Source organism: Gramella sp. KN1008 (assembly GCF_004332155.1).
In the GTDB taxonomy this organism is placed as follows: Bacteria; Bacteroidota; Bacteroidia; order Flavobacteriales; family Flavobacteriaceae; genus Christiangramia.
This window is the reverse complement of the sequence record NZ_SJDV01000001.1, coordinates 635,623-661,242: the sequence shown is the minus strand read 5'-3', so window position 1 is coordinate 661,242 and position 25,620 is coordinate 635,623. Positions and strand designations below refer to the sequence as shown.

9 protein-coding genes are annotated in these 25,620 nt (G+C 40.9%); 6 read left to right on the top strand and 3 right to left on the bottom strand.

Annotated features, from left to right (window positions below; genetic code table 11):
* On the bottom strand, positions 1 to 1,182 hold the full coding sequence (locus tag EZJ28_RS02970; RefSeq protein WP_131394748.1) for an NADH:ubiquinone reductase (Na(+)-transporting) subunit B: 1,182 nt from the start codon (positions 1,180 to 1,182) through the stop codon (positions 1 to 3).
* Between the two features lie 14 nt (positions 1,183 to 1,196).
* Positions 1,197 to 2,540, bottom strand: coding sequence for a Na(+)-translocating NADH-quinone reductase subunit A (locus EZJ28_RS02965; RefSeq protein ID WP_131394746.1), 1,344 nt, complete (start codon positions 2,538 to 2,540; stop codon positions 1,197 to 1,199).
* Between the two features lie 159 nt (positions 2,541 to 2,699).
* Between EZJ28_RS02965 and EZJ28_RS02960 the strand changes: the two genes are divergently transcribed.
* Genes EZJ28_RS02960 through apaG form a run of 3 tightly spaced genes read left to right on the top strand, consistent with a single transcriptional unit; the run spans position 2,700 to position 5,445 of the window.
* Positions 2,700 to 3,953, top strand: a complete 1,254-nt coding sequence (locus tag EZJ28_RS02960) for a DUF5103 domain-containing protein (RefSeq protein ID WP_131394744.1) — start codon at positions 2,700 to 2,702, stop codon at positions 3,951 to 3,953.
* 36 nt (positions 3,954 to 3,989) lie between these two features.
* Positions 3,990 to 5,057: a DUF3667 domain-containing protein gene (locus EZJ28_RS02955; RefSeq protein WP_242670054.1), complete on the top strand. Its 1,068-nt coding sequence runs from the start codon at positions 3,990 to 3,992 to the stop codon at positions 5,055 to 5,057.
* Position 5,058: 1 nt separating this feature from the next.
* Entirely contained in the window at positions 5,059 to 5,445 is a 387-nt protein-coding gene (gene apaG / locus EZJ28_RS02950) for a Co2+/Mg2+ efflux protein ApaG (protein WP_131394740.1), read from the top strand.
* Here apaG and EZJ28_RS02945 read toward each other — a convergent pair.
* Positions 5,430 to 6,149, bottom strand: coding sequence for an NRDE family protein (locus EZJ28_RS02945; protein ID WP_131394738.1), 720 nt, complete (start codon positions 6,147 to 6,149; stop codon positions 5,430 to 5,432). The genes apaG and EZJ28_RS02945 overlap by 16 nt on opposite strands.
* A gap of 138 nt (positions 6,150 to 6,287) precedes the next feature.
* Here EZJ28_RS02945 and pruA point away from each other — a divergent pair, with 138 nt between their 5' ends.
* From pruA to EZJ28_RS02930, 3 genes are all read left to right on the top strand, one after another.
* Positions 6,288 to 7,931 carry an L-glutamate gamma-semialdehyde dehydrogenase gene (gene pruA / locus EZJ28_RS02940; RefSeq protein WP_131394736.1) on the top strand — a complete coding sequence of 548 codons (1,644 nt, stop codon included), beginning with the start codon at positions 6,288 to 6,290 and terminating at the stop codon, positions 7,929 to 7,931.
* A 289-nt stretch (positions 7,932 to 8,220) separates the two neighbouring features.
* On the top strand, positions 8,221 to 17,256 hold the full coding sequence (locus tag EZJ28_RS02935; protein ID WP_131394734.1) for a LamG-like jellyroll fold domain-containing protein: 9,036 nt from the start codon (positions 8,221 to 8,223) through the stop codon (positions 17,254 to 17,256).
* A 158-nt stretch (positions 17,257 to 17,414) separates the two neighbouring features.
* Positions 17,415 to 25,619, top strand: coding sequence for a LamG-like jellyroll fold domain-containing protein (locus EZJ28_RS02930; protein WP_131394731.1), 8,205 nt, complete (start codon positions 17,415 to 17,417; stop codon positions 25,617 to 25,619).
* The last annotated feature ends 1 nt before the right edge of the window (position 25,620 follow it).

Below are 25,620 nucleotides of genomic sequence, written 5' to 3'. Positions count from 1 at the left end.
CTAAACTGCTGTTTCTACCTGAGTATTAGCTTTTTCAAGTCTTTTCTTTCTTCTTTTGATATTCGCCTGAATGACATAATGATCAATAGTAGGAGCAAATACGTTCATCAACAATATCGCTAACATCACTCCTTCGGGATATGCCGGGTTGAATACGCGTATCATAATAGAGAAGAATCCAATAAGGAATCCGTAGATCCATTTTCCTCTGGTGGTCTGCGCCGCAGACACAGGATCTGTGGCCATGAACACAATACCGAATGCAAGACCTCCCACTAATAAATGCAAATACCAAGGGAAATTTGTAAGTTCATTTCCTGACACACCTAGAGATGGCAGGGCATTAAAGATAAGACCCATTACGGCCGCACCTATAAAGGAACTTACGATAATTCTCCAGCTTCCCACTTTAGTAAGAATCAATAAGAGGGCTCCGGCAAGAATACATAGTACCGATGTTTCTGAGATCGAGCCGGGGATAAACCCGTAGAACATATCCATTGCTGAATAGCCCACCTCACTTCCGGAAGCAAGTTTTCCAAGGATCGTTTCTCCCGATATAGCGTCAACTTCAGAAGCTTCACTAACCCATACCTTGTTACCCGACATATAAGTTGGGTAGGCAAAGAAAGCAAAAGCCCGTGCGGTAAGTGCCGGGTTAAGAATATTCATTCCGGTTCCCCCGAAAGCCTCTTTTCCGATAAGCACTGCAAAAACAACAGATAATGCCACCATCCAAAGCGGTATATCTATTGGCATGATCATAGGGATAAGAAGTCCTGTTACCAGATAACCTTCATTCACCTCATGCCCTCTGAATATCGCAAATGCGAATTCTAATCCAAGACCTACTACATAAGACACTACGATCATAGGTATGATCTTAAGTGCTCCATGACCTAACGCATCCCAGAAAGTGAAAGACTCTCCAAGTTGAGTGTAGTATTGATATCCACCGTTCCACATTCCGAAGATAAGGGCGGGAACAAGAGCGAGCACCACCGTGATCATTGTCCTTTTCAGGTCTACGGCATCTCGAATATGTGCACCTTTTTGAGTTGTATGATTAGGAGTAAATAGGAAAGTATCCAGAGCATTAAAGGCCGGAGCGAACTTTTCATATTTTCTTCCTTTTTGAAAAGGTTGCTTTATTTTATCTAATCTTTGTCTAATCCATTCCATAGTTCTTCAGCTTTTTAACCTACTTCGGTGATCATTAAATCCAAACCTAATCTAATAACTTCCTGAACTTCAAGTTTAGAAGTATTCACGTATTCAACTAACGCGAAATCCTCAGGTGCCACTTCATAGATTCCAAGGTTTTCCATTTTTTCGATATCTCCAGCCATACACGCTTTAATAAGCTGCATTGGATAGACATCCATTGGAAGAACTTCTTCCATTTCTCCTGTTACCACCAGTGCACGCTCTTCACCGTTAAGGTTTGTGGTGGGCGTGTACTTTTTCTTCGGGAATAACCAGGACAGGGAAGTTCTGGAATTTGAATGTATATTGTTATAGGTAAAAGGCAACCAACCGAACAATCTGTAGTTGTCACCTTCCGGAATCATGGTCACTTCATTATCATGGAAACAGATGTGCTGCCCGTTGGAAAGTTTAGTTCCGGTTAGAACATCACCTGAAATGATACGAACGCTATCTGAAACCTCACCGATAAAATCGGCTACATTGGCTCCTATTATCGCCTGGAAGTATTTACGGTTACTGGCTTCACTTCCAGTAACAGCTATGGTTCGCTCTGCCCTGAATTCACCAGTAAGAAAAACGTTACCTATAATGGCAACGTCCTCTACTCCAACCGTCCAAACACGCTCTCCCCTGTTTATAGGGTCGATCTTATGGATCTGAACCCCCACATTTCCTGCGGGATGAGGCCCCTTTACATGATGAAGCTCTACTCCTTGAATATTCTTCAAATATTCAGCAGAGCTATCATCTACACAAAGATGAACGGTTCCGGGCGTTAGTTTCTTTAAAGCATTGATCCCTTCCTGAAAAGCCTCCAGTTTATCTTTGATGATAAAACCTTTATCGGCTGCAAGAGGTGCGGTGGTAGCGGCAGAGATGAAAATAGCTTTTGGAGTATCGGCCGGATCGGCAACGATATCATAAGGGCGCTGGTAAATAAATGCCCCGCAACCACTTTCAAGAATTCTTTCCTTTACATCTTTGGCTTCAGCTTTCGCTGCATCCATCTTACCGAAATCGCGGTAAACATTTTCTGGATCTGCCTCGATAATAACCTCAAGAATTCTTCTTTTATCTCCTCGTTTAATTTCTTTTAGAACACCGCTTACCGGTGTGGTGAAGCGAATTTGATCTGTATATTTTGAATAGAAAATTTCATCACCGGCAAGGAGCTTCGCCCCTTCTTTTACAACCATTTTCGGTACTACAGTGTGAAAATCCGGCGGTTTGATCGAGTAAGTTTTTGATCTTGGAGCCTTGACCAGCTCTTTTTCCGCCTCCCCTTCTAATCGCAGAGTCAATCCTCTTTTAATTCGAATGTCTTTTGACATAGGATGGAGTGTATGTTAAAATTTTTAGTTTAAAGTCGTGCAAATTTATGAATTTTCACTTCATTTATCCCAACAAATATTAGAATTTTCAAAGGGCGACTGTTAAAATAAATTCAGGAAAAAACCAGATTTCTTCTAACTTTGTTCATTATTCATTATATGAGAGCGATTATATTTTTCCTGGTTCTCGGGTTGACCTCCAGTACCTGCTTTGCACAGCAAACCAACGAAACCCCTGCACCAAACTTTATAAGAACGGTTATCTTTAAAGGTGATATCCCTGAAGTTTCGGGCAATCCAATCATAAGACTTGGAGGCAGGCTAAGCTTGAGCTTTGATGATATTATTGGGGATGAAGCCGATTATTACTATACCATCGAGCATTTCAATTTTGACTGGACTCCCAGCCAGCTTACCAAAAATGAATATCTGGATGGTTTTGACGACGTTAGAATTACTCAATATACCAATGCCTATAACACCTTACAGCCTTACACCCATTATGAGCTTAACATTCCGAATAACAATGTACGGGCACTGAAAGTTTCAGGTAACTATCTTTTAAAGGTTTTTAATTCCAACCGTGAACTGGTCTTTTCCAGAAAATTTATGGTGTATGAACCCATAGCACGGGTAAGTGCCGAAATAAAACGCTCCAGGGATCTTAAATTTATCAACGAGAAACAGGTAGTCAATTTTAGTGTGGATTCCCCCGATCTTCTTCTTAAAAACCCGGAACAGAATGTGATGGTAAGTGTTATTCAGAATCATAATCTTAAACTGGCGGTTAACAACCTGAAACCACAGTATACCATTGCCAACGAACTTATCTATAGATATGACACGGAATCCTCATTTTGGGGTGGCAACGAATTCCTGCAATTCGACAATAAGGACCTAAGAGCGACAAGCGCTGATATTGCTGCCATAGAAATGGAAGAGCTTTATCATCATTTTCTGTTCACAGATTTCACACGAAGCGGTGAGCCCTATACTTATAATCCGGATATAAACGGAGGCTTTGTGGTAAGGAATATTCAGGCTCAGAATTCTGATATTGAAGCTGAATATGTATGGATGCATTTCCGCCTCAAGAATTATGATCCAATAGGAAATGCGGAGATACATCTTTATGGCGGCTTTAATAATTTTGAACTTGACAAGAGCACCTTATTAAAATATAATGAGGAAACAGGATATTACGAAACAGCGCGTTTATTCAAACAGGGGTTCTATAATTACAAGTACGTATTACTTAATCAAGACGGCAGTCTTGATGAAGGATTTATAAGCGGAAATTTTGACGAAACCGAAAACACATATACCATTCTGGTCTATTATCATAATCCCGGAGCTCGTTACGATCGGATCATAGGTGCAGGGTCGGCCAGTTCCAGAACTATTAGTAATTAATCTTTTCCGAAATAAATGAAAATTAAGCGGTCACTAATGAAATACAGGGGAGACGAATGCCTGAATTGCGGACACCCCTTAGAGCTTACTGACAGGTTCTGTGCAAGATGCGGGCAAATGAACAGCACCAAGAAATTAAGCTTCAATGATTTCTTTAGCGAGTTCTTTTCGGGAGTTTTTGCATATGATTCCAGATTTCAGCGAACGCTTCGGGTATTGCTTTTCAAACCGGGAAAAATTTCAAAAGACTACATAAGCGGAAGGCGAATGTTTTATGCCAATCCTTTTAGATTTTACCTAAGCACCTCCATCGTGTTTTTCCTTATTTTTGGTTTCTCATTCGATTTTGGCGAGGATTTCGAATCTTTAAACGCCAGCAATCGGGATACTAATCCTGGAGTGATAATCCCGCAACCTCCCCAGGCAGGCCTTGATTCCATCAACAAGATTATCACAGACCGGCAAATAGGACTTGATAGTATCAAATTAGACACTAATCCTAAAAGCTATAAAGATAAATACGTATCCCAGCAGGAGATAGATACTATGAGCAATCTGAGTGCTCTGGTCAAAAAAAGCGAACTTTATTATGCTTTTTATGATGAGACCGAGATTAGAAGTTCCCGTATTGCAATGGATAGTCTGCAACATGCTCAAACGGGTTATAACCACTGGTTATATAAGAAGGCGGTAGACGTAGGCACGTTCAGGCAGAATCCAAGGCTTTTTGTAGATTATTTCGTTAGTAAGCTACCTTTCATCATTTTCTTCTATCTCCCGGTTTTCGCTCTTTTTATCTGGCTCTTATACCTGCGACGTCCATTTAATTATATGGAACACCTGATTTTCGCATTCCATATTCAAACAATGTTCTTCGTTCTTTACGGTCTTGCTTTGCTTATAGATATGATCGTTAACAGCAACTGGGTTATGACCACGGCTAATTTTGTATTCCTATTCTATCTTTATAAAGGGATGCGGAATTTTTATGGCCAGGGACGTGTTAAAACCATTCTAAAGTTTCTCCTATTAAACCTGATATTTTTTATTTTAGCGATTATAGCTGCAATACTTTCTTTGCTGGCGTCCTTTTCTATATACTAATATGGTTCAACAGGTTACAAGAGGCATTAAGATTTCGGTGGAAACCCATTTTGAAGGTATGTTCTACAAGAACTACAGGATGCATTTTGCATTTGGTTACAGGATAACCATAGAAAACCAGAGTAATGACTGGGTGCAATTGAAATCCAGATTCTGGAAGATCAAGGATTGCCTTAATGATACCGAAATTGTTTCGGGAGAAGGAGTGATTGGAAAAAAACCAGTCCTCAAACCCGGAGAAAGCCACACTTATAGAAACGGCTGTCTCTTAACCGGGCCCTTTGGTGCGATGAAAGGCCATTATAATATGATTAATTTCACCACCAGCAAGAACTTCAAGGTGAAAATCCCGTCTTTTAAGCTTAGTGCCCCTTATGCTCTGAACTGAATATAATCTTCAGTAACTTCGTTATTTATAAGGTTCTTATACCAGAACTTTAATTTCTCGCGAGTATTGAATACCTGAGTGATACTTTGAGTTTTAAGGAAACCTCTGTCTATTATAAGGTCAGACTCCTTATTCCCTTCACCCGCATTCTGATGAAACTCCAGTAATGTCTTAGCGGAAAATCCCTCTGAATGTTTTAAGTCTTCAAACCATTTTTTTCTTCTGCTTTTCATTTCTTCAGTATACAGAGGTGAAGATGACCAGATATGCTCCTTTAAAGGTAGCTTGATAAGTTTTCTTTCCGTGCCATCCCAGATAAGCTCAGTGAACATAAGTCCATTGTGCCAGTCCACAACGATCATTGTAAAAGGCTCAATCCCGGAAAGCTCATAATCTCTAAGAAGTTTCTTGAGTTTTTTTCCAACAAGAAAATCCTTAACAACTACTCCCCTGCTCTTTCTGTAATCACTTTCTCTAATATGTGGCTTTTCAGCACCATTCATTAAACAAACACATCTCAGATTTTCGCTTACCCCTATCCAGGTACCCCCTGCCTTTTTATCCTTCGGAAAAAATAATTTTCTACCTCTATAAGTATGCATTTGAGGGGACAGGGAAACTCTGCTTACGGCCTCATCACGGTTAGAGGTTAAAACAAAGCCATTCAACGAGTCAGGATGAGGCACCAGGGTAATTGTACACATGAATAAAAGTCAAAATTTTAAGGAAAATTACGAAAAAAGTTAAGCTTTCGTGAAGACCTTGACGTAGTTATTCAGAACCACTTAATTTTTTTACCTTTAGCAGAATTAAAATAAATCGAAAAAAGCAAATATTATATTATGGGAAAAGGATTTTTTCATGTTCCCGTAGCCGTTAACGAACCAGTTAAAAGTTACGCACCGGGAACTCCCGAAAGAGAAGAAGTTTTACTTACTTACAAAGACCTTTGGAACGCCAAGACCGAAGTTCCACTATACATCGGTTCTGAGGAAATCAAAACTGGAGATACCAAAACGATTAATCCACCTCACGATCATCAACACCAGGTAGGAACTTACCACCTGGCCAAAAAGAGGCACGTAGAAAAAGCTATTGAAGTAGCATTAGAAGCCAGAAAGAAATGGGCGAAGCTCGAATGGGAACAACGTGCAGCTGTTTTCCTTAAAGCAGCTGACCTGATTTCGGGTCCATACCGGCAAAAGATGAATGCCGCGACCATGATTGGTCAATCCAAAAACATTTACCAGGCTGAGATCGATTCGGCTGCAGAAATTTGCGACTTTTTGCGATTCAATGTAGAGTTCATGAGTGAACTATATAATGAGCAGCCAATTTCTTCAGACGGAAACTGGAATCGTGTGGAATACAGACCACTTGAAGGGTTTGTATATGCCATTACACCTTTCAACTTTACGGCTATCGCTGGAAACCTGCCTTCAAGCGCAGCTCTTATGGGGAATGTTACCGTATGGAAACCTAGTGACAGCCAGATGCTATCTGCCCAGGTGTTGATGGAAGTATTCAAAGAAGCTGGTGTTCCTGATGGAGTTATCAATATGGTTAACGGAGATCCCGAAATGATCACTAATACCGTTCTCGCCAGTCCAGATTTTGCCGGAATTCATTTTACTGGAAGTACTGATGTATTCAAAGGTATTTGGGAAAAGATAGGTAAGAATATTAGAAAATATAAATCCTATCCTAGAATTGTAGGAGAAACCGGTGGTAAGGACTTTATCCTGGCGCACCCAACTGCTAATCCAAAGCAAGTGGCTACGGCTATTTCCCGTGGTGCATTTGAATATCAGGGACAAAAGTGTAGTGCTGCTTCAAGGGTTTATCTACCAAAAAGCCTTTGGCCTCAGATCAAAGATTTTGTTGTAGAGGATGTTAAGTCCTTCAAAATGGGGTCGCCAGAAGATATGAGCAACTTCATTAATGCAGTAATCCACGAAGGCGCTTTTGACAAGCTTGCAAGTTATATTGACAAGGCCAAAAAAGATAAAAATGCAGAGATCATAGTTGGTGGAAATTATGACAAATCCAAAGGTTACTTTATAGAGCCTACGGTAATTCTAACTACAGATCCTCATTATACGACCATGGAAACCGAACTTTTCGGACCAGTGGTTACCATCTATGTTTATGATGATAATAACTTTGATGAGCAGAAGTGGGCAGATATTTGTGAAACAATAGACACTACAAGTATGTATGCCCTTACTGGCGCAATTTTATCTGGTGACCGTTATGCTGCCGCCCAGGCCACAGATCTGCTTCAGAATGCTGCGGGTAACTTCTATATTAATGACAAGCCTACGGGAGCTGTGGTTGGCCAGCAACCTTTTGGGGGAGCGAGAGCCAGCGGAACCAATGATAAAGCCGGTTCCAAAATGAATCTTATGAGATGGATCTCAGTAAGACTGATCAAGGAAACATTTGTACCTGCCACAGATTACAGGTACCCCTTTATGGGAGAATAAGCTCCGAAAGGTCTGATATTAAAAAACCGCTGGAAATCCGGCGGTTTTTTTATTATATACTAATAATCAGCCAAATAATTTCTCATATCGAATTTTCCTACATTTTCACCGAGTAATCACGTTTTTCAGCGAAAAATTAGTGTTTATTCGGTTTTTTCATTTAAATTTATCTGCTAATTCACTACTCCCCAACCTTTTAGATGACTTAGCTCAAGTTATTGCCCCACGATTTTTTTAGCCCCAATTCATTACCCCTACACAACTATTGTTTTATTTAAACCTGGCAACTATGGGGAAAAAATTACTTTTAAAAGTAGTCTACATATTTTTTATTCTGATAAGCTTTTCTTCTTTTAAAGCTTACAGCCAGTGTACGACAAATCCAACCGTAAGCATTCAACCTAACGGCTCGACCACTATATGTTCTTTTGAAGATATCACTTTCTACGTTTCAGCATTTACCCCTGGGAGTTCCAGTTCTTATACCTATACCTGGCAAAGATATTCAGGAGGTAGCTGGTCCGATATTACATCGGGATCAGGTTATCCGATAACTACCGGTTCAAGCGGTACCACAATCACATTAGATGGGGAAACCCAAATATCTAATGGGGACAGAATAAGAATTAAAGTGGTAGCGACCTGTGATAGTGGTGATATTACAATATACAGCGATTATCATACCGTTACCGTAAATAATGAAAGAAATCCGCAGGTTAATATATCTGCATCCGAAACTAATATTTGTTTTGGTGAAACTATAGATTTTTCGGCCGCTCCAATAGAAGGGGGTACTTCACCTTCCTACGAATGGTTTGTAGACGGAAACTCTGTGGGCAACAACTCCTCTACCTTTTCCGCTTCCAACCTGAGTAGCGGAAATCATAGTATTAATGTGAAAATGACTTCCAATGCTCCTTGTGCGGCACCTCCAACGGTTACCAGTAACACGATTGACATCACGGTAAACCCATTGATCACACCTCAGGTAAGCATAATATCCGATCATAATGATATTTGTGAAGGAGAAGAAGTAACTTTTAATGCCACTCCTGTTGATGGAGGAAATAACCCACAATATCAATGGTATGTGGGAGGCAATCCGGTTGGAAGCAATTCTGCGACATTTAAGACCAGCACGCTAGGTGTGGGTTCTCAGAATGTTTATGTAGAAATGACTTCAAATATTGCCTGTGTGGATGATTCTTCAAATCCGGTTCAAAGTAACTCAATAGATGTTCAGGTTAATCCATTACAGATACCCTCAGTAAGTATTTCCACTACTGATACGGATAATACTATTTGTGATGGAGCTTCCATAACTTTTAATGCAACACCTGGTAATGAAGGTGACAATCCTCAATATAACTGGAAAGTCAATGGTTCGGCTGTTTCAACTACTACCACTCCAACATTTTCCACTTCCGGCTTAAGTGATGGGGATATAGTAAGCGTTGAATTGGTATCAGATATTGAATGCGTGGATCCGGCACTTAACCCGGCTGAAAGCACAGGCATAGAGATCACTGTAAATCCTATTCTAATTCCGGCTATTACGATCTCAACCGATAACAACTTAATTTGTTCAGGCTCGGTGGTAAATTTCACTTCTAATTTAACCGACGGTGGTTCTAATCCGGAATACCAATGGTACGTGAATGGATCTCCTGCAGGAACCAGCAGCTCCTTCAGTCCTAATGACCTTCCGGTTGGCACAAACGTGCAGGTTTATTTGGAGGTCACAAATAATGATGAATGTATAGCAGCTGGAAAAAATGTTATCACCAGTTCAATCATTGAAGTAGAAGTTATATCCGGAATTGCCGCCCAACCAGGAATTATAACAGGCCCAACTGCCATTTGTCCTGTTGCCGATAACCTGAATTTCTCTATTGCTGAAGTTACAGGTGCCACTTCCTATGAATGGGAGTTACCAACGGGATGGATATTCAAAGAGGGAGGTGATAATGATGGTACCGCTGTAACTGTAAAAGCCACAAATAATTCTGTACGAGGAAGTAATTTTATCAAAGTTCGAACCAGCAATATTTGCGGAACAAGTGACTGGCAACAACTCCAAGTGGATGTAGAAGATTTTGTAGAAGTACAGGCCGGAGAAGATCAAACCGTTTGCCAGGATATTACAAGTATAGACCTGACCGGTACGGCTAGTTTTGGAAATGGAAATGCCGGTAAATTAAATCCTAGATGGGAACCTGTAACGGCTGGTGGTACTCTTAATAACCCAACCGATCTTGCGAATGCCACTTATACACCAGGAGGAGCCGATGGACCTGCTAGTCCCGTTACACTTAGAATTATAACTGATGCGCCCAAAGGAGCCTGCCAGGCCGGTGCAGATGAAATGACTATCTATTTTTATGAGGATGCGTCGGTGAGTTCTATCTCTTCTGCATTTTCAGTTTGTCAGTCTGGAGAGATCAATCTTTCAGGAACAATTGGAGGAAGCGCAGAAACCGCTACCTGGACGGCTAACCCTTCCACAGCAGGTACGTTTAACGATGCTAATTCTCTCACACCGCTATTTACTCCCGATGCTTCATTCATCGGAGATATAACGTTCACGCTTACCGCGAGCGGCCCCTGCTCACCGGATGCTACAGATACCGTAGTGGTAACTGTCGATGAAGCTTCTTCGGTGAATGCAGGAGAAGACTTTTCAATCTGTTCAACAGAAGCGGCCGCTCTCAGCGGAAGTTTTACCGGGGCGAGCGGAACTGGTATTCAATGGACAACAAATGGAGATGGAAGCTTTTCAAGCAGCACATCTTCAACTTCAACTTATACGCCAGGAACCAATGATATTGCAAACGGCTCAGTAACACTAACCATAACTACTACAGGTTCACCAACGACCTGTGGTGAGATTTCAGACGAAGTTGTAGTCACTGTTTTTAAACAACCAACAGTAGAAATTAATCCTAATACTGCTGCTATTTGTCAGGATGAGACTTATGATATTACAGCAACTTTAACCGGAGATTATGATACAGGCACATGGGCTACAACAGGAGATGGTACATTTAGCAATGCGAGCTCAGCTACCAGTACTTATACTCCCGGAAGCACTGATATTTCTAATGGAAATGTAGATTTAACCTATACTGTTCAACCAAATAATACTAATTGTGCAGAAGCTTACGCTACTTTAACTCTTACTCTTGAACCTCTGCCAGTTATTGAAGAATGGAGCGACCAGGTAATATGTTCTAATTCAACTTTAACACTCAACGGAGCAAATATAACTGGCGGTGCGAGCCAGGGGCAGTGGGAGATCGTTTCAGGTGGAGGAAGTCTTAGCTCTACTACAATGTCGGTAAATTATAAAGATGTGGTCTACACCCCACCTTCCAATCAGGCCGCAAATATCGTTCTACGCCTAACCACGGAAGATCCTGCCGGAAATTGTCCTTCAGTCTCTTATGATCTCAACGTTTCTGTAAATAAAGAACCGCTAATTACCACACAACCTTCAAATGTTGGGGTATGTTCTACAGAACCTTCAGAATTATCAGTGGTGGCTTCAGGAGATAATTTAAACTACCAGTGGTATAAAGAAGGAGCTCCAGTAGGTCCAAACTCCCCTACCTTATCCTTCAGTAATACCACCTCATCTAATGCAGGTAGTTATTATGTAGAAGTATCCGGAGCCGATTCCTGTTCCCTCGTTACTTCCGAAACCGTTACAATAAACGTGGACGAAAATATTGTGATAACCGCACCAGCCAGGGATGTAAGCGTGTGTGGGGATGGTCTATCTGAAGCTATCTTTGACTTTATCGCCCATGCGAACGGTGCAGAACTCAGCTTCGCCTGGTTAAAGGATGGGAACCCACTCGATATCAATTCAGATCCAGATCTTACTTTTGATCCACCTACCAGGGATGGAAATGGGGTTTACGAAGGCTCGCTTGTAATCTCAAATATTGGGAATGACGATGCTTATAATGGAAATTATCAGGTTCAAATAACTGGCCCTGATGGATTCAGTTGTTCAACTGCTACTTCAAACACATTCTATTTAAGGATTAATCAATTCCCGGACGACCCACAAGTTGAAGATATCACTTATTGCCAGTTTGATACACCTGAACCATTGAGCGTAATAAGCGGAACCAATCTAAAATGGTATGCTTCCGAAACAGGAGATGACCTATTCACAGATACTTCTGGTTATCCAATTAACCCTACACCATCTACAGACGACTTTGGTGAAACCACCTACTGGGTCACCCAGACTCCGGATGTGTGCGAAAGCAATCGCGTTCCTGTAAAAGTTATAGTCAAAGAAAAACCGGCAGTTCCAGAAACTGAGGCAAGCGTTAGTTTATGCCATAATTCAACTGCCGAACCACTGAGCGCCACTCCAGTTAGCGACGCTACCTTAAACTGGTATGATGCGGATTCGAATTTCATTGGAAATACGGCTCCTACTCCGGATACCCAAACTGTCACTTCATCGCCAATTATTTATTATGTAAGTCAAACTCTGCCAAATGAGTGTGAAAGCGATCTTGTAGAAATTAGTGTAACGGTAAATGCTCTTCCGGAAGTAACCGCTTCAAATGACGATGAAATTATTTGCGAAGGAAATTCTACAACTTTGCGAGCCGGAGGTGCCACGTCTTACATCTGGATGGAAGGTGAAACAGAAATTGGAACGAGTGCCGATATTAGTGTTTCTCCCACTATTAATACAACTTATACTGTAATAGGAACAGATAGTAACGGTTGTGTAAATTCAGCAGAAATTGAAGTACAAGTAGATCCTCCTTCAGAAGGAGGTCTGCTATCCGGGCCATCTTCAATTTGTATTGACGGATCAGGCTCTATTACATTATCAGATTATATAGGTGAAATTCAAAGATGGGAACAATCTGTAGACAATGGTGCCTCCTGGACCACTATAGATGAAACTTCAGAAATCCTTACTATTGAGAATTATACGGTTGCATCGACTTATAGAGCTGTTGTAAAAAGCGGGGTTTGTAATGAAGCAAATTCAGAAGAAATTTCTATTGGTGTTGATCCACTACCTGAGGGTGGAGAGTTAAACTGGGTAGGTGTAGGAAGAATTTTTAGTATATGTGAAGTGCAAGATCCTGGTTATGCTGTAGATATACAGCTTACCGGAATTACAGGAAGCATAGAAAAATGGGAATACAGAGCAAGCAATCAGACCACCTGGACCACTATTATTGAAAATGGAGAAACCTTCCAGGGAGATGTTTTATCTGCCGGTAAAATAGAAAGTCTAATTGGAGACAGAAGCACAGTTTTTCGAGTTGAGATAACTAGTGGGGCATGTCCTGATCCGGTATATTCAGAAACTGCCATACTATCTATAATCTCTTCTGAAATTCTTCCGGAACCCGTTACCGTTGATCCCGATGTCATCTGTTTTGGAGATGAAGTAAGATTAACTGCCGAATCAGGGTATACAAGCGGAAGCACAATATCTGAAGATGGATTATTTGATAACGCCGGTATTACCAACAACGGCTGGCGAGTAACCCTGGAAGGAGACGTAGTTGGATTTGATACTGACGCTAACAATACCAGGCCAGACAGGTGGAAAAGAGCTACGGATCACCCTCTGACAACAGCCGAACTAACCTCTCCTTATAATTATCAAGATGTTTTTTGGGCAACCGGGATCCAGGATGGAAATAAGGGATTTGGAGTGGTTTCTAGTGGAAATAATTCTACCATTGAGACGCCTGTATTTGGTATTGATGATATGGATGCAGCCCTTCTAACATTTGACCAGGCATATAATTTGACTCCAGGTGCTTATATAAGTGTGGAAATATCTACAGATGGCGGTGCTACATATGAGCAAACACCGCTATATGTTAGAGGTGTTCCTGCTGATTCAGAAGAAGGAATTACAAGTGGTAATTTTGCTGATTTTGCCCTAGGTACAGTAGAGGATCGACCAGAAAATAAAATTGAACTTGATCTGGGCCCTTATTTAGGTGAAACTAATTTGAGAATAAGGTTTAATTACCAGGGCAGCCAAATAGGAGATGTATGGGCTATCGATAATATTGATTTTGCCGATGGGCCACAAGGCGCTTCTCAGGTGTGGACAGATTATACAGATCCTGACAACCCGGTAATAATTGGTACAAGTAATACCGAAACATGGATCCCCACATTAATAGGATGGAATACATTTGAATTTAAGACCACTCTAGTATATAATTCTAATGGAGAATCATGCCCTGTAACGGAGCATGCCAAATCTGTAAAAGTTTTTGCCTTTGATGAATATACTGTAACTACAACCGCTGAGGAAGGCGAATGTGGTTCTAATTCCATAATTCTTTCGGCTTCGGTTATCGGAGCCTTCCAGGGTGAAATAACTTCTTATCCCACTCTTGATGGCTATACCGGCCAATGGGAAATCACAGGTCCGGCAGACTATACCTTCTCAGAAAGTCATTTGACTAATGAGAATGATAACCTGGCAGCCATAAACGATCCTAATGCTGTCTTTATACCAGATACTTTCGGATCTTATACTTTCAAATGGACCCTCACACCAACTGCGGTTGACGAAAACGACTTACTAATTGAGAATACCGGTTGTCCACCGGTAATGAATGAAGTTCCTATACTTATAGAAGAATGTTTTGCCCTTGATTTTGATGGAGTAGATGATTATGTAGACGCAGGTACTAATTATACCGGATTCTATAGCCTTGAAGCCTGGGTGAGACCGGAAAGCGGAAACGGAACGATTATCTCTAAAAGGGATCAGCATAATGGTGGTGATGGATATGAACTCGAACTAAATAATGGTAAACCTGTATTCAGATGGAATGGTGGGGTTCTAACATCCTCTCAGGCCATTGATATAAATGACAGGTGGTATCATATTGCTGTAAGTTTTAATGGTACTTCAGCCACCCTCTATATAGACGGAATAAAAGTCGTAGACAGAACCACCGGTTCTGCCGCAACTAACAGCACAGCTCCTTTGCTTATAGGAGCTAGCGGAGATATCAATACCGGTATTCCCACTAATTATTTCTCTGGCTGGATCGAAGAGGTGAGAATCTGGAACACAGAGATCACTCAGGAACAAATCCAGTTTATGATGAACCAGCATCTGCAGAATGAAGCTAATATGGGAATGGAAATTCCTATGCCTGTTCCTGGTGGACTGGCATATTCAGATCTTGCAGGATATTATAGATTAATTTCTTCGGACCCCGATCCAGCCAATTTGGAAACATTTGATGCTTCTCTTATGCCTGCCAATGGATTAACGCCAGACCTGGCTTTAAATTCCGTTCCGGCGACATTGAACAATATGACAACGAACCAGCAGAATACTGCTCCTTTACCATATTTATCTGGAGTCGACGGCCCATGGACCAGTGTCAGTACCTGGTTAAGACCAACAGTATGGGATATCCCAAATGCAAATGGGGTAAATGGTGATCCTATTGAGTGGAATATTGTGAGGACCTTCCATGATATCACCTCACAGGCAAAAGATATTACGGTTCTTGGTTTAAAGTCGGAGACGGTGGGTAAAGAATTAACTATTGCAAATCCGGCTGGCCCCATGGATGAAACTAATGCCGGGCAATTTATCAGAGTTACACATTATTTATGGCTCGACGGAAATATGGATCTGGTGGGAGAATCTCAATTATTGCAGGACGAAGGCAGTATACTTGAGGAAAACAGTAACGGCTGGTTGGAAAGAGATCAACAGGGAAGACTTAGTAGTTTCAATTACAATTATTGGAGTAGTCCTGTTAGTGTACAGGGTTCAGCCAATAATTCCGGATACGTTTTAAATTCCGTATTACTTGACGGCACAATTTCTGGAAATCCGCAGTCAATTAATTTTAACTTATGGGAATTTGCAGCTGATGGAGCAAAAACCAATCCTATTACAATAAGCTCTTACTGGATCTGGGACTTCAGAGGTGGAGAAGCCGATATTTACGGTGACTGGACACACTTGGGAGAAGATGGAACAGCATATACCGGTTCAGGTTATTCAATGAAAGGAACCGATGGAACAGTAGGGTTGGGTCTATTCCAGAACTATGTGTTTAGAGGCAAACCTCATAATGGCACAATTAATTTATCTATTGGTGCCAATCAAAACTATCTTGTTGGAAACCCTTATCCATCTTCTATTGATGCATATGAATTCATCAAAGACAACCTGAAAGATGTTTCAGGTGGAAGAAATACTCAAAATGTCTTTAATGGAGTGATCTACCTATGGGATCATTTTGCAAATCAGACCCATCTTTTAGAAGAATATATAGGAGGTTATGCTACCTACACACTTGCAGGAGGAGTAAAAGCTATTTCTGTTGATGAGAGGATAAATGCAACGATGGATGAAAGCTCTAAAATACCCCAAAGATATATTCCTGTGGCTCAGGGCTTCTTTTTAAATAGCACTACAGATGAGGCAATGACCAATGTAGGAATCACTATTGATGGAGGAAGTATCTCTTTTAAAAATAGTCAGCGAGTTTACAAAAGAGAAAATAATGGTGATCCTTCCATTTTCTTAATTCATGAAGACAGGTTCAAATCCAGCCAGACTTCTTCAACACGATCTTCAGAAGACGATAGAGCTAAAATCAGATTAAAATTCCAGTCACCTGCCGGATATCACCGGCAGATACTTGTGACCCGGGATCCAAATACCTCTAATAATTTTGACCTGGGATATGATGCTCCACTTATTGAGAATAATGCTGAAGATATGTACTGGTTGGTGAACAATAGTCCTTATGTTATTCAGGCAGTTCCGGATTTCGAAAAGGACCAGGTACTTCCACTGGCAATTAAAACTCAGGCTGAAGGGCAGTTCACCGTTAAGATAGATAGTACCGAGAACTGGCCTGCAGACAAACAAATTTATTTAAAGGATAAAAAACTGGATTCAATTCATGACATCTTGGATGAAGCCTATGTGGGAACTTCTGATACTGGAGAAATAAAGGACAGGTTCGAACTTGTATTCTTTAAAGCAGCTCTAGATCCTGACATTGCGGATCCAGGCACACTACCTGTGATTGACGGGGTGGGAATCAGTTATAGCAATAACAGAAAAGAAATAATGATTGCTAACGAAAGTATGCTGGATGTCTCCAAAGTAATGATCTTTGATATGAACGGGAAATTAGTTCAGGAATTTGACGAATTCCCATCTCAAAGAGAGATATTGCTTGGAATGCGCCCGGTTAGAGCCGGAGTATACATAATCAAAGTATTCAGCGAGAATGCAGTAAGCAATAAAAAGATCATAGTCAATTAGTACTGAAAGATTTTTCTTACTTATATAAACAGATAATCGTTAAATAAAGCTATTAAACTGAATTAAAGCCAGTTATTGTAAAATTTTTAGTCTTTTTTATACCGTTTATCGATTTTATGTGTATTTTTACCGATGAAAATCAAATTCATTGGTAGCCTATGAATAAAATTACCTCATCGGTGAGAACCGGGGGACTAATATTTCTTCTTCTTGTTTTCACGCTTAGCTTTATAGTAGCTTCTACAAACAATTCAGTTGCAGATCTCACAGTATCTTCTGATGAGTTCACGCATGTTTCATGCTTTGGAGAGAATGATGGGGCAATTAATGTGACTGTTAGCGGAGGTAATTCAAATTATACATATTCATGGTCTGGACCATCTTTCACATCCTCTAATGAGGATATAAGCGGTTTATATTCCGGCACATATACTTTACAGGTTTCAGACACTGATGGAAATTCAGGATCCATCACTATTGAAATTACTCAACCGGACGAATTACAAATTTCAGGCTCCTCTTCTACCGATGTCTTATGTAATGGTGAGAGTAACGGCGCAATTACAGCTGGGACCGTAACGGGAGGTAATTCAGGATATGAATTCAGCATCAACGGGACTACCTGGCAGACTTCAAAAACTTTCAGCGGACTTACAGCAAATACTTATACTATAAGAGTACGGGATAACAAGGGATGTGAAGCATCAGAAAATGTTATCGTGAGCGAACCAGATGGTCTAAGCCTTTCAGGCTCTTCTTCTACTGATGTCTTGTGTAATGGCGAGAGCAACGGTACAATTACAGCTGGGACCGTAACGGGAGGTAATTCAGGATATGAATTCAGCATCAACGGGACTACCTGGCAGACTTCAAAAACTTTCAGCGGACTTACAGCAAATACTTATACTATAAGAGTACGGGATAACAAGGGATGTGAAGCATCAGAAAATGTTATCGTGAGCGAACCAGATGGTCTAAGCCTTTCAGGCTCTTCTTCTACTGATGTCTTGTGTAATGGCGAGAGCAACGGTACAATTACAGCTGGGACCGTAACGGGAGGTAATTCAGGATATGAATTCAGCATCAACGGGACTACCTGGCAGACTTCAAAAACTTTCAGCGGACTTACAGCAAATACTTATACTGTAAGAGTACGGGATAACAAGGGATGTGAAGCATCAGAAATTGTTATCGTTAGCGAACCAGATGTTCTAAGCCTTTCAGGCTCTTCTTCTACTGATGTCTTGTGTAATGGCGAGAGCAACGGTACAATTACAGCTGGGACCGTAACGGGAGGTAATTCAGGATATGAATTCAGCATCAACGGGACTACCTGGCAGACCTCAAAAACTTTCAGCGGACTTACAGCAAATACTTATACTATAAGAGTACGGGATAACAAGGGATGTGAAGCATCAGAAAATGTTATCGTTAGCGAACCAGATATTCTAAGCCTTTCAGGCTCTTCTTCTACTGATGTCTTGTGTAATGGCGAGAGTAACGGTATAATTACAGCTGGGACCGTAACGGGAGGTAATTCAGGATATGAATTCAGCATCAACGGGACTACCTGGCAAACCTCAAAAACTTTCAGCGGACTTACGGCAAATACTTATACAGTGAGAGTTCGTGACAATGAGGGATGCGAAGCATCAGAAAATATTATCGTAAATGAACCAGATGTTCTAAGCCTTTCAGGCTCTTCCAAAACAGATGTAACCTGCTACGGTGAAAATAACGGAACAATTACCGCCGGAACCATCAGTGGTGGGAATTCTGGTTTCCAATACAGTATCAATGGAACTACCTGGCAGACATCTAATACCTTCAGCGGTCTGACTCCGGGAAACTACACTCTCCGTGTTCGGGATAATAATGGATGTGAAACCTCCGAGATCCTTACTATTACGCAACCAGATGAATTAAAAATCAATAACACAGATTATTCAAAACCTACCTGTAAAGGCAGTAAAGATGGGTCCATTATTTCTATAGATGTTACTGGTGGGACTTCTGGTTATCAATACAAGCTAAATAATGGCTCCTATCAAAATGGAAAGAACTTTAACGGTCTTGGCGCAGGTGATCATACCATCTATGTAAAGGATGCAAATAATTGTGTTGCAACTAAAACTATTACAATTACAGAACCGGAAGCTCTTGCATTAACCGGCTCTTCATTTGTGGAACCTAATTGTAATGGACTTTCGGATGGCGAGATAATAGCCGGGACCGCTACGGGAGGCACCGCTCCCTACGAATACAAGATAAATGGACGTAACTATCAGTCTGGACAGACTTTCACTGGCTTTTCTTCGGGAAGCTATACCGTAACGGTCAAAGATGCGAGTGGTTGCACGGCCTCGGAAAGTGTTACCATAACAGAACCGGATCCTTTGGAAATTGCGAACACTTCATTTGTGGAGCCTAATTGTTTTGGTGAAAATACCGGAACTATTACTGCTGGAGATATAAGCGGAGGGACCTCCCCTTATCAGTATAAAATAACCGGGAGGAATTATCAAACATCTAAAACTTTCGAAAATATTGCTGCAGGAACTTATACCATTACAGTACTTGATAACAATTCCTGCGAAAGCACTGAAACCATTACAGTTACTCAACCTGAAGTTTTAGCAATTTCAGGCTCCACCTATACTCCTGTCTCTTGTAACGGAGAAGCAGATGGAACTGTTACTGCAGGGACCGTATCGGGAGGAAATACAGGATTTGAGTATAGCATTGACGGGGGAACTTTTTCATCGACAAATACATTTTCAGGCCTTTCCGCAGGTAATCATACTATTACCGTAAGGGACAATAAAGGCTGTGAAGCTACCGAAATAATTACTGTTACCCAGCCAGAGGTATTAAGTCTTTCAGGCTCCACTACCACTCCCGTTTCATGTAACGGGGAGGCCGATGGAACCGTAAGCGTTGGTACGGTTTCAGGAGGCAACTCTAATTTTGAATATAGCATCAATGATGGAAATTTTACAACTGCGACTACATTTACCGGTCTTTCCGCAGGTAATCACACGATTACAGTAAGAGACAATAAAGGCTGTGAAGCTACCGAAATAATTACCGTAACCCAGCCTGATGAATTAAGTCTTTCAGGTTCCACTACCACTCCTGTTTCATGTAATGGAGGCTCAGATGGTACTGCTACGGTCGGCAGCGTTTCAGGAGGAAATACATCATTTGAATATAGTATTGACGGCGGAGCATTCTCAACTTCCAAAACATTTACCGGATTAATTGCCGGTGATCATGTTATAACTGTTCGCGACAATAAGGGTTGTGAAGCTACGGAAACCATTACCGTCACTGAACCCGAACCTTTGACCGCCACACAACCAACTTTCACTCCAGTTAGTTGCAATGGAGGTAATGACGGAACGATCACCGCCGGGACTCCTTCAGGAGGAAATGGCAATTATTCTTATGCACTGGGTAATAGTACTTTTAGTTCATCGAATACTTTCACTAATCTGACCGCGGGTACCTATACCCTGAAGATCAGAGACGCTAAAAACTGTGAATTCATCCAAACCATCGAGGTTACAGAGCCTGAAGCCTTAAGTATGACCGAGCCGACCAGTACTGAAGCTACGTGCTTTGGAGGTAACGATGGAACTATTACAGTTGGTAACATGTCTGGAGGTAATGGCAATTACCAGTATTCCCTGGATAATACTAATTTTACTACCTCCACCACCTTTACCGGACTTTCCGCAGGAAATTATACAATTTTCGTTAAGGATGAGAAGAATTGTGCGTTACAGAAATCTGTTTCCGTAAGCCAGCCAATTGAATTAAGCGCTTCAATAAGTAAGACGAATGTTAGCTGTTATGACGGCAACGATGGAACTATAAGCCTGAGCCAGGTAACAGGAGGGCACGGGAACTACGAATTTAGTGTAGATGGAACGTCATGGCAATCAGAAACTACACTTCAAAACTTAAGCAGTGGCACGTATACAGTTTATATAAGAGATGCGGATTACACCGATTGTGAAGTGGTATTGAACAGTTCTGTGGAAATCACCCAACCAGCCGCTCCACTAACGGCTGAGGTAAGCACAACCCGAACCACCAGTTATGGTTCTTCCACGGGAACTGCTACAGCCAATGCAACAGGAGGAACTCCCGGATATACTTACGAATGGAGAAATACTGAAAGCAGTACTGTACTCCAAGTAACAAAAACAGCAACCAATTTAGCTGCGGGTGATTATGAATTAACTGTGACTGACGCGAAAGGCTGTAGTTATACTACTGCATTCTCAATAGTTGAAATTATTGATGCAACTATTATTCCTACATCCATATGTACAAGCGAAGAAGAAGATGCTATAAGGACTTCATATTTTGAAGTCGAAAATCTAACTGCAATAGGAGGAATAGGGCCCTATACCTATTCCTGGGATTTTGGAGATAATGCCACTCCTTCCAGTGCCACAGGAGCTGGATCTCATGAAGTAAATTATTCTGAAGTTGGTAATAAGGTTATCACTTTAACAGTAACCGATTCTGAAAACTTTAGTCAAACATTTTCTTATACTCAATTCGTAGGACAATGCTACCGTCCAAATTGTGTGTCAAATGACTTTATTGCAACCAACTACTATGTTGGAGATGTTGAAGGTAATAAGATCACCTCCTCTAATTGTGATACATCAGACCAAAAATATATTTATATTATGCTGGGCAACCAGTCTACGAGATACTCTCTATATGCTGAGTTAACTTACACCATAACTAATTTAGAGACCGGGGAGATAACCACTTATATTGAAAATGGTTGTTTTTATGAAAGGCAGGCGATTCCAGAACCGGCTAGGACAATACCAATTGAATATAATTGTGGTGATATTGTTACTTTACAAAATATTTATCTAACCTTTTCAAATAACGCCCAACAATTTAATTGCGGCCAGGGCCAACCAAAGCCAAAATGTTATTCTTCCAGTAATCAGGAATATGTAGAATCCCCTCTTTTTGCCAAAGCTGTCCCTAATGAACTGCTATGCCATGGTGACAATGTAGGTACAATTAATGTAACGGCATCCGGTGGAATGAGTCCTTATCAGTATAGTATTACTAGTCAAAGCACAGGTTATCAATCCGGGAATGTTTTTAACAACTTAAATGCCGGAGATTATACAGTATGGGTTAAAGACTATAATGGAGAAATCTATGAAATTCCCTCCGTTACAATTAATCAGCCCTCTCATCCACTTACTTTAGAAACATCTGTAATTAATCCGGTTTGTTTTGGAGAATTAGGAGAAGCTTCTGTATCTGCTTCGGGCGGTACTCCTTTTGAATCGGGAGAGCCTTATCAGTATCTCTGGAATGACGCTTCCGAACAAACTACTTCCACTGCTACCGGTCTGTCAGCAGGTGAATATACCATTACTGTAATTGACGCAAATGGCTGTCAGGCTATTAAAACAGTCACTCTTACACAGCCTGAAGAACTTACTGTAGCTGAAACTGGTGAAGACCAAATCTTTGGTTGTGGTTTTAATACTACTAATCTTGAAGCTAACACTCCAGTAACCGGATCCGGGGAATGGACCATCGTATCTGGCACCGGAGGTACTATCACAGAGCCTTCAAATCCAAATTCTGAATTCACTGGAACCAATGGCTCCTATACTTTAAGATGGACCATATCACATCCGGATGGAACCTGTGCCTCAACAAGCGAAATGACGGTTACTTTTGCCGCTGATTGTAGTACTTTGGATTTTGATGGCGTGGATGATCATGTGTTGATGGGCGATAACTACCCACTCTCCTCCGGCTCCTTCTCCATTGAGGTCTGGGTTAAACCAAAATCGGTTTCCGGAGTGCGCACTGTTTTATCAAAAAGAGATTATTCCAATATTAATAATGGCGGCTTTGACCTTATCATCAACAACGGAGCTCCTACTTTTAGATGGGGAAGCAATTCTGTTTCTACTTCCAGCAAAGTTTCAACTGACAGATGGTATCATCTGGCCGTTATCTATAAAAATTCAAGCATTGAACTGTATGTAGACGGCATTAGGGTTGGAAACAGCTCAGCTTCGAATCCTGCGTCAACATCTGCTCCATTCCTACTCGGTGGCATCTATGACTCAACAAATCCTGATGTGCCTAGGAACTATTTTCATGGCTGGATGGAAGAACTAAGGATCTGGAATGTGGCACTTTCGGTTAACCAGTTACGATTCATGATGAACCAGAGAATTGTTAGTAATGGAGGAAAAACGAAGGGAGAAGTTTTACCAATGGATGTCCCAGAATTCCTTTCATGGAGTAACCTTAAGGGTTATTACAGATTAATGGCTAACGAAATTTCCAATGGTGAGACACCTGATATTGCAAATAATAAAGTGAACGGGATTCTTAGAAATATTCAAACTTCTCAGGAAAACACTGCCCCGCTACCCTATATTTCTAATCAGAACGGATCCTGGAGAAATACCAACACCTGGTTAAGGCCCACTGTATGGGATGTTCCAAATGGCATAGGGATTAATGGCGAGTACATTAACTGGAATATCGCGAGAATTTCTCACGATATTAATTCTACCGCGCAAGATATTTATATGTTGGGGCTGTTATCTGAATCGGGTGAATTAACAATGGATGGAAACGTTTCCAGTGAGACAGGACACGCTCTTACCATAACTCACTATTTAGATTTGGACGGGATAATCGACCTTGAAGGAGAATCACAGCTCGTGCAGACAGAGGGCAGTATACTTGATGAAAACAGTATTGGATATCTGGATCGCGATCAACAGGGAACCGCAAACAGTTTCAATTACAATTACTGGTCATCTCCTGTTAGCATTCAGGGAGCAGCTAATAATTACGGATATCAAATTGCCAGTATTCTTAAGGATGGAACTAATCCTACTTCTCCGGCTCCCCTATCTTTTGATTACTGGTACGAATATGCTGATTATAATTATTCCGGAGGAAAACGAATTAGCACCTATTGGTTATGGACATTTAGAGGTGCAGCAGATGAATATGTTGAATGGCACCAGATAAGTGAAACCGATCCGCTACTAGCCGGTGAAGGTTACACAATGAAAGGAACTTCCGGAAGTGCTTCTATCGATACACCACAAAATTATGTTTTTCGTGGAAAGCCAAATAACGGGAATATCCTATTGAGCATTTCAGCAGGAGAAAACAGATTGGTTGGTAATCCGTATCCTTCGGCAATAGATGCAGAAGAATTCATTAGAGATAATCTAAAAGATGTGAACGGGGGAAGAAACTCAAGTAATATTTTTAACGGAGCTGTGTATTTCTGGGATCATTTCGGACCACAAAATTCCCATTATCTTGAGGAATATGTTGGAGGCTATGGAGTTTTTAATCTATCTGGTGGGATCCCTGCCGTTTCCACAGATGAGAGAATTGATGCCACGGGGCAGACAAGTACAAATACTCCTGGCCGATATATACCGGTAGCCCAAGGCTTTTTTGTAAATGCGGTACTAGATGATGGAATAGGAAACTATTCGGTTTCTGGTGGAGACATAATTTTTAAAAACAGCCAGAGAGCATTTGTTAAGGAAAGCACTAATGATTCTCAATTCCTATCCCAAATAAATCCAACTAAATCTCAGGTGAAACAGGCCAAGTACACCAAGGACAGCAGGTACAAAATAAGACTGCATTTTGCTTCACCGAAAGGTTACCATAGGGAAATACTGGTCACAGCAGATGCAAATACCTCCAACGATTTTGATCTTGGTTATGATGCGCCGCTTATAGAAGATAACGCCGAGGACATGTACTGGCTTATTAATGACTCTGAGTTTGTAATCCAGGCAGTTCCAAACTTTAATTATGACCAGGTACTTCCAATAGGAATGAAAATTAGTAAGGAAGGGAAATTTTCAATCGACATCAAAGAGCTGGAAAATTTCTCTGACGTCAATATTTACCTCCATGATAAGAAAGAAGATACTTATCATAATCTATTAAAAGGAACTTTTGAAGCTGAAGCCTCTCCAGGTTATATAAACGACAGGTATGAAATAGTATTTAAAAAACCTACCACTGAAGAGAAAGAAGAAATACCTTCTACTACTGATGCACCGGAAATATATGTAGATTATCTGCGGAATACGAAGGAGGTTATTCTTACCAATCCGGATCTAATAGAAATTGAACATGTAGAACTCTTCAGTATGAATGGTCAGATTATCAGGAGTTTTGAAAATATTCCAACCAGAAAAACAATAAGTCTGGAGATGGACAGGCCATTAAGCTCAGCCATCTATATAGTAAAAGTACATTCAAGAGACAGAAGCCTATCCAAAAAAATAATAATTAAGGAATAAA